This is a genomic window from Geminicoccus sp. (assembly GCF_035556675.1).
Classification (GTDB): Bacteria; Pseudomonadota; Alphaproteobacteria; order Geminicoccales; family Geminicoccaceae; genus Geminicoccus.
Map to the genome: position 1 here is coordinate 1 of NZ_DATMFZ010000072.1, position 11041 is coordinate 11041.

Genomic DNA, 11041 nt, shown 5'->3' on the forward strand with positions numbered 1-11041 from the left:
TAGGCGATCATGCCGGTGCCGCCGCCCACCGCGCCCAGGGGGAACGGCCCGGACCCCGCACCGTCCAGGGCGGCGCGGACATGCCTCTCGGTGACGTGGCGGCCGAAAATGTCGTTCAGCACGCCGTCATAGGTCTCGGCCACCACCGGCAGCAGCCAAAGATGCTCGGCCTGCACCCGGTCGGCGAAGCGGTCGACCATCCAGCCGACCACGGCATGATGGGCGATGCCGACTGCGGCCGTGTTGGTGATGAGGATTGGCCCCTGGCTCCAGCCGGCGTCCTGGATCCAGTGCGACCCAGTCATCTCGCCATTGCCGTTCAGGACCGCGATGCCGGCCCACCAGGGTGTCAGCAGCTCGGCAGTGGGCCGCGGCAGCAGGGCGGTGACGCCGGTGCGCACGCCCTCGTTCGGCCGGGCCAGCGTGGTCAGGCCGACCGCGACGCCCGGCACGTCGGTGACGAGGTTGCGGGGGCCCGGCGTGCCGGAGCGGACCAGCCCCAGTTCACGGGCGCGGCGCGGCCGGTGCGGGTCGGTGCTCATGCATTGCCGCAGAGATGGACCCGGCCCGGCTCGAACACAGTGTGCCGGCCGTACAGGCGGTTGCCGTAGAGCAGTGGCTCGCCGGCACCGATCTCGGCATCGCCCACCGCGCCGATGAAGATCGAGTGGGTCCCCCCCTCGTGCGCTTCCAGCAGCGTGCAGGTGAAGCTGGCCGCGGCACCGACCAGGACCGGTGCCGTTGCCGGCATCTCGCGCCACTGGCCGGCCCGGAACTCGTAGGGGCGGCCCTGGAGCGGCTTGCCGGAGAAGCAGGCGGCGACCTCGACCTGGTCGGCCGCCAGCACGTTGACCGCGAATGCGCCGTTGGCGAGCAGCGCGCTGGCCAGCGGGTTGTCTCTCGGGACGCAGACCAGGAGCATGGGCGGTGCCGACGACACGGCAGTCATGGCGCTGACGGTGACGCCGAACCGGCCGGCATCACCGTCCGTGGTCACCACGGAAACGCTCGACGCGACACGGTGCATCGCGCCCTCGAACTGGTCCCGGAGATCAGCGGCAAGGAGCTGGCTGCTCATCCGGGACGCCTGGAAACGGGCAGGTCGATCTTGCTCATGAAGCGTGTCTTAGCGCAGTCCGGGGAAAGCGACGACGACTTCGTGCACCGGAGCCGGTGGCGGCGATGCAACGCGGGACGGGCGAGCGCTGCTGGCGTTGACGGCGACCGGTTCCTCCGCCCATTCGCCGTGGTAACGGCACAAGCGTATCGTGGAGCAATGGCGGCGGCCGGGGGTCGCCGCGGTTCGAGAAGGTGGAAGGCGATGGCAGTGGTTCGCTATCAGCGGGGCGAGAGCGACGAGCGGCCCTGGGGGCGCTGGGAGGTGCTGGATACCGGGGCCACCCATGCGGTGAAGCGCATCACGGTGAAGCCCGGCGCGAAACTGTCCCTGCAGCGGCACAAGCACCGGGCCGAGCACTGGGTGGTCGGCCAGGGCAAGGTCCGGGTCACCCGCGACGAGGACAGCCTGGTGCTGATCACCGGCCAGGCCGTGTACCTGCCGCTCGGCTGCGTGCACCGCATGGAGAATATCGGCGACGTCGACCTCGTCATCATCGAGGTCCAGATCGGCGAGAACCTGGACGAGAACGACATCGAGCGGCTGGAGGACGTGTACGGGCGGAGCTGACCCCAGCGCGGCGGCCGTGCCGCCGCGTCATCATCCACCCTCCACCACCTCTGTCTTCGCCACCCCCAGCGCGCGGGCGAGCGCCCGCAGGCGCTGGTCGACCACGTCGCCGAACGGCATGGAGCCGTCGGCGGGCAGGCCCAGGACCAGGCTCTTGCGCTCCTGGCGGACATAGGCGCGGTTCAGGATCTCGGCGACGGCACCGGAGAGGCGGAAGCCCAGGGTGAGGGCGCGGCCGAGCCGCTCTGCCCAGATCCGCTCTCTAGGGCTGACCAGGGACAGGACCGACGCCAACGCCGGGTCGCCGGGTGGGCCATCATGGCGGATGTAGAGCGCATAGGCCAGGCGGGCGCGCTCGGCATGGTCCAGCGCCAGGAGCGGCATCTGGCTCAGCGCCATCAGGATCATGTGCGCACGCGCATCGGGATGGTCGCGCCAGCCGATGTCGGCCAGATGGCAGGCGGCCTCCCGCAGGCGCCGGTCGTGCAGTTCCTCGTGGGGGAACAGGCTGTCGGTCCAGCGGACCAGGGCTTCGCCCATGGCGGGGTCGCGGTTCCAGGTCCGCCCGACCTCCACCGCCTCGACCAGGAGCGGGTCCTGGTCGATCTCGGTATCGGCCAGATGGCGGATCAGGCGGCCCTCGCGCAGGCCGAACGCAGAGAACACCGCCTGGCGCGGTCTGGTCGCGCGCACCACCCGCTCGAACAGCACCAGGGCCTGAGTGAAGGTCTCGATCCGGCGCTTGGGCACGCCCGGCAGGTCGGCCAGGGCGGCCGTGTCGTAGCGGCCGAGTTCCTTGGCGAACGCCTGCGCCTCGGCGCGCGGCATGGCGAAGCCGTGCAAGACCCGCAGCGGCCCGCTCTGCAAGGCGAGGCGCACCCGTGCGATCGCCCGCCAGCCGCCGCCCACGATGAACAGGTCCTCGCCGACCGTGTCCTCCAGGAATGCGGCGATGCCGTGCAGCATGGCGTCGACATGGCGCCTTGCCGCCGCCATGTCGCCGGCGAAGCGGTCCCCTAAGCGCAGCGTGCCGAGCGGCAGGCTGATGCTCTCTCCGGGGCGGCCGGCATGGATCCGGGCGAACTCCAGGCTGCCGCCGCCCAGATCGACCACCAGGCCTTCCGGGCGATGGAAGCCGGCGCGCACGCCCAGTGCGGTGAAGTAGGCCTCCTCCTGGCCGGAGAGGATAGTGATGGGCACGCCCACCGCCTCTTCCGCCTGGCGAATGAATTCCTGGCCGTTGCTGGCCGAGCGCGACGCCTCGGTGGCGCAGACGTCCAGGGCGGCCACCCGCATCGCCCGGGCGAGCTGGCCAAACCGCGCCAGCGTGCGGATGGCGCTCTGCACGCCCGCCGGGCTGAGCTGGCCGGTGCGTTCCAGCCCCTTGCCCAGCGCGCACATCACCTTCTCGTTGAAGCGCACCACCGGCGTGCGCGAGATCCGGTCATAGACCACGAGACGTACGGAGTTCGAGCCGATGTCGACCACGGCGACCGGGCGGTCGCCGCCCTGGCCGGTCTGCGCCAGGAGATGGGGTACCGGGGCCAGAGCGTTCATGTATCGGTGCGGGCGATCGACACGCGGGTGGTTCCCTTCTTGCGCATGGCGCTGCCCCGGCCGGACAGGCTGGGATTGGTCATGAAGTATTTGTGGGCAGAGAACGGCTCACCTTCCGGCTGGATCCGCGTGTAGGTGCCGTCCGGCTCGAGCAGCCAGCTTCCGGCCGTGTCCTTCAGGTTCGCCACCATCACCTGCGACATGACCTGCTGGTGCACCGTGTCGTTCTCGATCGGCACCAGCGTCTCGACCCGGCGGTCGAGGTTGCGGCCCATCCAGTCGGCCGAGCTGATGAACACCATGGCCTGCTTGGACGGCAGGCCATGGCCGTTGCCGAAGCAAACCACTCGGGCGTGCTCAAGAAAGCGCCCGACCAGGCTCTTGACCCGGATGTTCTCCGACAGGCCCGGCACGCCCGGCCGCAGGCAGCAGATGCCGCGGACCACGAGGTCGATCTGCACGCCGGCCTTGGACGCGCGGTAGAGCGCCGCGATGATGCCCTTGTCGACGATCGAGTTCATCTTCGCCCAGATCGCGGCTTTGCGCCCGGCTTTGGCGTGCTGGATCTCGGCCTCGATGTTCTCCATCAGCTTGGTGCGCAGCGAGTAGGGGGCGACACCGATCTTCTCCAGGCCGGTGGGCTCGACATAGCCGGTCATGAAATGGAACGCGCGCGCCGCGTCGCGTCCCAGCGCCGGGTCGCAGGTGAAGAAGGAGAAGTCGGTGTAGATCTTGGCGGTGACCGGGTGATAGTTGCCGGTGCCGAAATGGACATAGGTCGCGAACTCGCCGCCTTCCCGGCGGACCACCATCGAGACCTTGGCGTGGACCTTCAGGTTGATGAAGCCGAACACGACCTGGACGCCGGCCCGCTCCAGGCGCCGCGCCAGGCGGATGTTGCGGTCCTCGTCGAACCGGGCCTTGAGCTCGACCAGCGCAGTCACCGACTTGCCGCTCTCGGCGGCCTCGACCAGCGCCTTGACGATCGGGCTGTCCTCGCTGGTTCGGTAGAGCGTCTGCTTGATCGCCACCACGTTCGGGTCGAGCGCCGCCTGGGCCAGGAACTGCAGGACGACCTCGAAGCTCTCGTACGGGTGGTGGACGATCAGGTCCTTGGCGCGGATCGCAGCGAAGCAGTCGCCGCCATAGTCGCGGATCCGCTCGGGGAAGCGCGGCGTATAGGGGGTGAACAGCAGGTCGTTGCGCCCGCAGTTCACGATCTGCTTGGCGGCATCCAGGCCCAGGAGGCCGTTCAGCTCCAGAAGCTCCGAGGACGAGACATGCAGATGGTCGAGCAGGAAGCGCTTCAGCTCGTCCGGCATGGTGGTGTCCATGGTCAGCCGGATCACCGAGCCGCGCCGCCGGCGCTTGAGTGCCGTCTCCCACTGCCGGACCAGATCCTCAGCTTCCTCCTCCAGCTCGATGTCGCTGTCGCGGATCACGCGGAAATGGCCGAAGCTCTGGACCTCGAAGCCGGGGAACAGCTTGTCGAAGAAGCGCACCACGAGCTGCTCCAGCCGCACGAAGCGGACTGTGGCGCCGGGCAGACGAACGAAGCGGTCCAGATGGTTCGGCAGGACCAGGAGGCTCACTAGGTTCTCGCCACGGCGCCTTGCCAGCTGGAGCACGATGCCGAGACCCAGGTTCGGCACGAACGGGAAGGGATGGGCCGGATCGATCGCGATCGGGGTGAGCACGCTGGACAATTCGGGGAACAGCCGCTCGGTGAACCAGGCGAGGTCGACCTCGGTCAGCTCGTCTACGTCGCAGACCACGACGTTCTCGGCGCGCAGCATGATGGTCAGCTCGCGCCAGGCACGCTGCTGGTCGTCCATCAGCGAGGAGACCCGCGCATGGATGGCTTCGAGCTGCTCCTCGGGAGTACGGCCGTCGTCGGAGGGCGAGCGCACCCCGGCGGCCACCAGCCCCTTCAGGCCGGCGACGCGCACCATGTAGAACTCGTCGAGGTTGGAGGCGGAGATCGAGAGGAAGCGCAGCCGCTCCAGGAGCGGATGCTGCGGGTTGAAAGCCTCGGCCAGGACCCGCTCGTTGAAGGCCAGCCAGGACAGCTCGCGGTTGATCAGGTCCTCGGGGCCGACCCGGAACGGGCTGGCTCCCTCGTCGGTGACGAGCGGCGGGATCTCGCTCGTGACCGTCGCGACATTCTCGTCCATACCGACCTCTCCACCCAGAAGGCTCCAGCCGTGATCGCGCCTCGTTGTTCCCGCCAGGCCGTTCCTCCCAAGGAAATGGGCGTACACATGGCCGTCCGGCTCGGCAAGAACGGGTCTGACCGACCATGGTGACGGTTCTGTTGCTGCGCCATGCCAAGTCGCGCTGGGACGAGCCGGACCTGGCCGACCACGAGCGCGGGCTGGCGCCGCGGGGCCTGCGCGCCGCACCCGCCATGGGGCGCCATGCCAGGCGCGAAGGCTGGCTCCCCGACCTGGTGATCGCCTCGACGGCCCGCCGGGCGGCCGAGACGGCCAAGCTGTTCCTGGAGGGGGCGGGGCTGGAGCGGCGGATCGAGCCGGTGCCGCAGATCTACGAGGCGACCGCCGGGACGCTCCTGTCCGTGCTCCAGACCCAGCCGGGCGGGGGCAGCATCCTCCTGGTCGGCCACGACCCGGGCATCCAAGAGCTGGCGCTGGACCTGGTCGGCACCGGCGTCGACCGGGAGCTGGACCGCAAGTTCCCGACCGCAGCGCTGGCGGTGATCGAGCTGCCGGCCGGGCGCTTTGCCGAGCTGGAGGCCGGGACGGGCAGGCTAGTGGCGTTCGTGCGGCTGCGCGAATTGGGCTGAGCGGGCGGACGGCCTGGTCTCGCCCGGCAGTGCCGGTGGCCGCGACGAATGCTCAGGCTGCCGTGCGGCCCTTGAGCAGGTCCCGGATCTCGGTCAGCAGGGCCACGTCGGCCGGCACCTCGGGCGCCTTCGGTTCCTCGGTGACCTTGCGCTCGGTCAGGCGCTTGATGTTGTTCACCTGCTTGATGACGATGAACAGCGCGAAGGCGACGATCAGGAACTTGATCACGGCGTTGATGAAGTTGCCGTAGGCGATCACGGCCGTGCCGGCGTCGCGGGCGGCGGCGAGGCTGGGATAGGATTGGTCCCAGTTGGTGAGCTGGATGTATTTGTCGGAGAAGTCGATGCCGCCCAGGAGCACGCCCAGCGGCGGCATGATCACGTCGTCGACCAGGGAACTGACGATGGCGGTGAAGGCGGCGCCGATGATGATGCCGACCGCCAAGTCGACGACGTTGCCCTTGAGCGCGAATTCCTTGAATTCCTGCAGCATCGACATCTGCCGCTCTCCCTGGTCCTGTCGCAAGACAAGGTCAGGATGAACGGGCGACCTGCAGCGGTCAATTCAGCGGTAATGACGTGAGCGTCATCGTCCCGACCAGCTCCTCGCCGGGTGCCAGGACGTGGGTGCCGGTGTCGTTGCGGCCGGGCATGTTCACCGCGTTGCCGGCATGGCTGATCGGCTCGACGCAGAAATGATCCTCGCCCGGCGGGATGTAGACGATCAGATGGTTCAGGACCGGGTCACCGGCGATGCGCAGGCCGCGCCCCTCGTTCGGCCAGCGCACCGTGGCGGCACCGGTGAAGCCGGCGAAGATGTGATCCAGGGCCAGTTCGTCCACCTTGCGCTCCGCGCGGAAGTCGGCCCATGGCGGGACCGGCACCCGCTCGGTCGAGACCTTGGTGGCATCGGTGAGCCAGACGGAATCGACCTCTGCCTGGATCGTGGCGCCGGAATGGCGGTCCAGATAGGGGTGGTGGCCGATGCCGAACGGCATGGCGCGCTCGCCGGTGTTGCGCACGCCGATCTCGACCCGCAGCGTGCCGTCCGTCAGCTGGAATCGCTGCCAGGCGCGGTAGCGGAACGGCACCCAGCGATGCTCGTGGTGGAACACCATGGCGGCACTGGTTTCGTCCTGGCTCGCGACCGTCCAGGAGCCCATCCAGCCATCGCCGTGGATCGCGTGGGGCTCGGGCAGGAAGTTCAGCGGGAGCTGGTAGTCCTGGCCCTCGAAGCTGAAGCGGCCGTGCTGGATCCGGCCGGCGAACGGCACCAGCGGGAAGGAGGCATGGGCGATCGGGTCGCGCAGGTCGCCCCGGCTGGCACGCAGGAGGTCGAAGCCGCCGTCGCGGAGGCTGCGGATCGCCCCACCCCCGGCAGGGTCCACCACCAGCTCAAGGCTGCCATGGCGCAGGGTGACGAGCGGAGCTTCGACCATGGCGCACCCATTTCTCGGGCCTGAGACGCGACGAGCGCCGCCGGACCATTGCCGGCGGCGCTCGCTGGACTACGACGTGAAACGAGCCTCCGCTAGGCGGGCGCGACCTTACTGACCAAGGCAGGTATCGGCATTCTCGGGCGTGCAGACGTCCAGGCCGGTATAGGTCGGATCCTTCGGCGGATCGCCGCCCTCCTTGATCTTCAGGAGTGCATTCATGGTCTCATAGCCCATCTCGAACGGCCGCTGGCCGACTTGGCCGAGCGAGAGGCCCTTCTTCAGGAGTTCCATCTGGACCGGCAGCGTGTCGGCGACCACCAAGGCTAGCTCCTTCTTGTCGAGCTTGTCCTTGTACTTGGTGACCACCGCCTCGTAGGCGTTGGGCACGAACTGCGGGAAGCCGCCGGTCGGCACGAAGGCGTCCAGGTTGTCGAACTTGGCGAGGATGTCCTCCAACTGCTGCACCGAGCGCGGCAGGTCGTCGTCGGTGTAGAGCGGGCAGCCTTCCACCTCGGTCCAGCCGCCCTGGCCGGTCAGCCGCTCGCCGGGCGCTGCCGCCGACTTGGTGCCGGAGAGCGTGTCGCGGATGCCCTGCATGCGCTCGTTGTGGTTGGCGGCGGCCGCACCGCCGGACTGGATGCAGATCGTGCCGCCGTTCGGCTTGATGCCCTGCACGAGCTTGGCCAGGTTCACGCCGATGTCGTAGTTGTAGGTGCCGATATAGGCTAGGCGGTTGGCCTTGTCCTTCTCCAGGATGTCGGAATCCCAGGTCAGCACCGGGATGCCGGCATCCTTGGCGGCGGCCAGCGCCCGGCCCATCGCCGCGGCGTTGGACGGCGAGACCGCGATGCCGTCGACGCCGCGCGCGATCAGGTCGTTGACGATCGCGACCTGCTCGTCGCCGCCGCCATGCTCGCCGGGGCCGATATATTCGCAGGTCAGCTTGCCGCCGGATTCCTCCTGGGCCTTCATGCAGCCGTCGCGCGCGAAGTCGAAGAACGGGATGTTCATTCCCTTGGGCACCAGCGCGAAGGTGTAGCTCTCCTGTGCCTGGGCGCCGGCCGTTCCGAACGCACCCACCACCGCGGTGGCGATGCCAGCCAACAACAGCTTCCTCATGGGTCTCGACCTCCCTGAACCGGGCTTTGTGACCGGGATGAAGCCATCCCGGGCCGGACCCGCCCCTTCTAGTCCGACTTCTTCCCGCGGATCCGCTCGAGCAGAACCGCCAGAACGATGAAGACACCGACGAAGGTGCCCTGCCAGTTGCTGTCCACGCCGGCCATCAGCAGGGCGTTGCGAATCACCTCGATGAGCGCCGCGCCGACGAAGGCGCCATAGGCGCCGCCCTCGCCGCCCATCAGGTTGGCACCGCCGATCACGGTCGACGCGATCACGCGCAACTCGTAGCCGGTGCCCAGTGCGTTGATCGCGGAGCCCTGCCAGCCGACGATCATGACCGCGGCGATGCCGGCGGTCAGGCCGGCCACCACATAGGCCTGCAGCTTGATCCGGTCGACCGGCACGCCGGTCAGGCGCGCGGCGTTCTCGTTGCCGCCGATGGCATAGAGATAGCGGCCCCAGGCGCTGAAGTTGAAGACCAGGCCGAACACGGCCGTCAGCAGCACCAGCATCCAGACCGGATTGGAGATGCCCAGGACCTGGCCGCCGCCGATCCAGTTGAACTGGTCGGCATAGGGGCCGAACTCGTAGATCATCTTGTTCTGTGACAGCACCACCGCCAGCGAGCGCGCCACCGACAGCATGCCGAGCGTCACCACGAAGGGCGGCAGGCGCAGATAGGCGATCAGCACGCCGTTGACCGCACCGGCGAGCGCACCCGTGGCGAGCCCCGCCAGCACCGCGACCAGCCAGTGGCTCTCCGCCTGCAGGAGCAGCCCGCAGACCACGCCCACCAGGCCCATCACCGAGCCCACCGACAGGTCGATCCCGCCGGTCAGGATCACCGCGGTCATGCCGAGCGCCATGATGCCGATGAAGGCGAAGTTGCGGGTGATGTTGTACAGGTTGCCGCTGGTGAGGAAGGTAGGCTCCACCCAGTTCATGACCAGGCAGATCAGGATCAGGGCGATCGTCACCCAGAAGGGCTGGCTGGCGAAGATCTTCTGGGCGAGGCTGCGCTCCTTGAGTGTCGTGACCTCGTCGATCCGGGCGAAGTCCTGGACGGTGGCAGGGTGCTGGGTGCTGTCGGCCATGTTGCCCTCGCCTCAGGCTGCGCGGATGGCACCGGTGATGAGGCCGGTGACCTCTTCCGGCGAGCTGTCGGCGATCGCCTTGTCGGCGACCTTGGTGCCGCGGCGCATCACCACGACCCGGTCGCAGACCGTGAACACGTCGGGCATGCGGTGGCTGATCAGGACCACGGCCATGCCCTTGTCACGCAGGCGCAGGATCAGATCGAGCACCTCCTTGACCTGGCGGACCGAGATCGCGGCGGTCGGCTCGTCCATCAGCACGACCTTGGCGTCTTTCAGCCTGGTCCGGGCGATCGCCACCGCTTGGCGCTGGCCACCGGACATCCGCTTGACCAAGTCGCGCGGGCGGGTCTCCGACTTGAGCTCAGCGAAGATCTCGCCGGCGCGCGCATACATCTGCGCATAGTCCAGGAACTTGAACGGCCCGTACGACTTCTTGGGCTCCCGGCCCAGGAACACGTTCTCAGCCGCGGTCAGGTTGTTGCAGAGCGCCAGGTCCTGATAGACCACCTCGACGCCACGCTCGCGCGCATCGGCGGGCTTGTGGAAGTGCTGGACCTCGCCATCCAGCCGGATCTCGCCGGTGCTCGGCCGGAAGTTGCCTGCGATGCATTTGACCAGGGTGGACTTGCCCGCACCGTTGTCGCCCATCAGCCCCACGACCTCGCCGCGCTCCAGGTCCAAGTCGACCCCGCGCAGTGCCTCGATCGCGCCGAAATGCTTGCTGATGTCGCGCAGTTCGAGCAGCGCCATCCCGTTCCGACCTCCCTCTGGCGGCCCGATCGTGCGAGCCGGCTTCATTGAGGAAGACCATACACGGGCACCTTTTCGCGTAAAGTCAGATTAATCGTACCTGTTACCCTGTTACGTCGCGAGACTGGCGGCGAACCGGCAGATGCGGCGGGCGGCCTCGTCCAGTTCCGGGTCGGGCACGGTCAGGCTGACCCGGACATGGCCGGCCGCCGGGCCGCCGAACGCATCGCCGGAAAGCACCGAGACTCCCGCCTCGGCCAGGAGGCGGCGGGCGAAGCTGTCGGGGTCCAGGCCGGTGCCCTGCACGTCGACCATCACGAACATCCCGCCGGCCGGGCGCCGGACGATCAGGCCGGGCGCATCTGCCAGCGCGGCGCAGAAGCGGTCGCGCCGTGCCCGGTAGCGCTGGCGATGCTCCGCCAGCTCCGGATGGGGTTCGGCCAGCGCCACGGTGGCGGCGTCCTGGATGAAGTCGGGCAGGCCGTAGAGCATGGCGAGCGCCAGGTCGTGGATGGTGGCGATGGCGCGCTTCGGCCCGATCGTCCAGCCGACCCGCCAGCCGGTCATCGCATGGGACTTGGAGAGC

The 11041-nt window shown here is 68.6% G+C and carries 12 protein-coding genes; 2 read left to right on the forward strand and 10 right to left on the reverse strand.

Annotated elements, in window-relative coordinates:
- A partial coding sequence (locus VNS22_RS05750; protein WP_325730499.1) for a P1 family peptidase occupies window positions 1–542 on the reverse strand: 542 nt, incomplete at its 3' end.
- Window positions 539–1078 (reverse strand): flavin reductase family protein, encoded by a 540-nt coding sequence (locus VNS22_RS05755; protein ID WP_325730501.1) that lies wholly within the window; start codon window positions 1076–1078, stop codon window positions 539–541. The genes VNS22_RS05750 and VNS22_RS05755, both read right to left, overlap by 4 nt.
- 243 nt (window positions 1079–1321) lie before the next feature.
- Between VNS22_RS05755 and VNS22_RS05760 the strand changes: the two genes are divergently transcribed.
- Complete coding sequence (locus tag VNS22_RS05760) at window positions 1322–1687, forward strand: phosphomannose isomerase type II C-terminal cupin domain (protein WP_325730503.1); 366 nt, start codon at window positions 1322–1324, stop codon at window positions 1685–1687.
- 30 nt (window positions 1688–1717) lie between these two features.
- Here the strand turns inward: VNS22_RS05760 and VNS22_RS05765 are convergent, their stop codons facing one another.
- The gene (locus VNS22_RS05765; protein WP_325730505.1) at window positions 1718–3244 is read right to left on the reverse strand and encodes a Ppx/GppA phosphatase family protein; all 1527 of its coding nucleotides are present in this window, start codon (window positions 3242–3244) and stop codon (window positions 1718–1720) included.
- On the reverse strand, window positions 3241–5418 hold the full coding sequence (locus VNS22_RS05770) for an RNA degradosome polyphosphate kinase (RefSeq protein ID WP_325730507.1): 2178 nt from the start codon (window positions 5416–5418) through the stop codon (window positions 3241–3243). The genes VNS22_RS05765 and VNS22_RS05770 overlap by 4 nt, the downstream gene beginning before the upstream one ends.
- A 125-nt stretch (window positions 5419–5543) precedes the next feature.
- Between VNS22_RS05770 and VNS22_RS05775 the strand changes: the two genes are divergently transcribed.
- Complete coding sequence (locus VNS22_RS05775) at window positions 5544–6047, forward strand: SixA phosphatase family protein (protein WP_325730509.1); 504 nt, start codon at window positions 5544–5546, stop codon at window positions 6045–6047.
- A gap of 52 nt (window positions 6048–6099) precedes the next feature.
- Here the strand turns inward: VNS22_RS05775 and mscL are convergent, their stop codons facing one another.
- The 6 genes from mscL to VNS22_RS05805 all read right to left on the reverse strand — a co-directional run.
- Window positions 6100–6540, reverse strand: a complete 441-nt coding sequence (mscL, locus tag VNS22_RS05780) for a large conductance mechanosensitive channel protein MscL (protein WP_349261715.1) — start codon at window positions 6538–6540, stop codon at window positions 6100–6102.
- 67 nt (window positions 6541–6607) lie between these two features.
- Window positions 6608–7486 carry an aldose 1-epimerase gene (locus VNS22_RS05785; RefSeq protein WP_325730513.1) on the reverse strand — a complete coding sequence of 293 codons (879 nt, stop codon included), beginning with the start codon at window positions 7484–7486 and terminating at the stop codon, window positions 6608–6610.
- Window positions 7487–7594: 108 nt separating this feature from the next.
- On the reverse strand, window positions 7595–8605 hold the full coding sequence (locus VNS22_RS05790; RefSeq protein ID WP_325730515.1) for a sugar-binding protein: 1011 nt from the start codon (window positions 8603–8605) through the stop codon (window positions 7595–7597).
- Window positions 8606–8673: 68 nt separating this feature from the next.
- Window positions 8674–9702: an ABC transporter permease gene (locus VNS22_RS05795; protein WP_325730517.1), complete on the reverse strand. Its 1029-nt coding sequence runs from the start codon at window positions 9700–9702 to the stop codon at window positions 8674–8676.
- A gap of 12 nt (window positions 9703–9714) precedes the next feature.
- On the reverse strand, window positions 9715–10455 hold the full coding sequence (locus VNS22_RS05800) for an ATP-binding cassette domain-containing protein (protein WP_325730519.1): 741 nt from the start codon (window positions 10453–10455) through the stop codon (window positions 9715–9717).
- Between the two features lie 111 nt (window positions 10456–10566).
- On the reverse strand, window positions 10567–11041 hold a 475-nt coding region (locus VNS22_RS05805), incomplete at its 5' end, for an aminotransferase class I/II-fold pyridoxal phosphate-dependent enzyme (protein WP_325730521.1).